Source organism: Gammaproteobacteria bacterium (assembly GCA_003696665.1).
Lineage (GTDB): Bacteria > Pseudomonadota > Gammaproteobacteria > Enterobacterales.
The window spans coordinates 1-1,332 of the sequence record RFGJ01000023.1 but is presented as its reverse complement, the minus strand read 5'-3'; the positions used below and the strand labels follow the sequence as shown (position 1 = coordinate 1,332).

Sequence of the window (1,332 nt, the reverse complement as noted above, 5' to 3'; positions counted from 1 at the left end):
TGGGACAACCCCAACGTATTCCAGATTTGTACGCTGCGTGATATCCGCACCGAGCGAGAGCGTCGCCAATCGATCGGCCGTGGTCTGCGCCTGTGTGTGGATCAATCCGGGCATCGGGTCCATGGATTTGAAATCAATACCTTGACGGTCATCGCCAACGAAAGCTTTGAGGACTTTGCCCGAAATTTGCAGCAGGAGATCGAGGAGGATACCGGCATTCGCTTTGGCGTAATCGAAAAACACCAGTTTGCAGCCATCCCGGTGGCCGACGAGCTGGGAAACGAGCAACCGCTGGGTGCCGAACAGTCCGAAACGCTTTGGCAGTTCCTCAAGGACAAGGGCTACCTAGATGGCAAGGAGCGCGTGCAAGATGCGCTCCGCAGCGCCATCAAGGAAAACACACTGGAACTGCCGCCGGAGTTTGAACCACAGAGAGAGGCCATTACCGCCATTCTGGAGAAGGCAGCTGGCCGTCTTGAGGTCAAAAATGCCAATGAGCGTCGGACTATTAAATTACGCAAAGAGGTCTACTGTGATGGAAAATTCAGCGAAGAATTCAAAAAGCTTTGGGATCGCATCAAGCACAAAACCACCTATCGCGTCGCCTTTGACAATGACAAACTGATTAAAGATTGCGTTAAGGCGATTCAGGAGGCGCCACAAATCAGCAAGACTCGCTTGCAATGGCGCAAGGCCGATATTGCCATTGGCAAGGCCGGTGTAGAAGCGGAAGAAAAAGACGGTGCGGCAACCATCACTTTGGATGAACAGGATATCGAACTGCCGGACTTGCTTACCGAGCTTCAGGATCGCACCCACCTTACGCGACGGACTTTGTTGAGAATTGTCAAGGAAAGCGGCCGGTTGGGAGATTTCAAGCGAAACCCGCAAGTCTTTATTGATCTAGTAGCTGACGCAATCAACAAAGCTAAGCAACTGGCGTTAGTCGACGGTATCAAGTACCAGCGTTTGGGCGAATACTATGCCCAGGAGCTTTTCGAACAGGAGGAGCTTTCAGGGTACCTGAAGAACATGTTGAAGAACGCCCGTAAATCCGTTTATGAGCACGTGGTATACGACTCCGATACCGAGCGGAAATTCGCCGAGGAGATGGAACGGTTTGGTGCCGTTAAGCTCTACGCCAAACTGCCTGGCTGGTTCAAAGTGCCTACTCCCCTTGGCAGCTACAACCCAGATTGGGCTGTTCTGGTGGATACAGAAGAAGGCGAGAGGCTGTATTTTGTCATAGAAACCAAAGGATCCGTTCATGCTAATGATCTGCGGCATAAGGAAGGAGCCAAGATCGCCTGTGGAAGAAAGCATTTTGAGACG

Annotated in this window: 1 protein-coding gene; it reads left to right on the top strand. The window is 51.7% G+C overall.

Features of this window, described 5'->3' with window-relative positions; translation table 11 throughout:
• The coding region (locus D6694_00650; protein ID RMH48330.1) for a restriction endonuclease subunit R at positions 1 to 1,332 on the top strand (1,332 nt) is incomplete at both ends.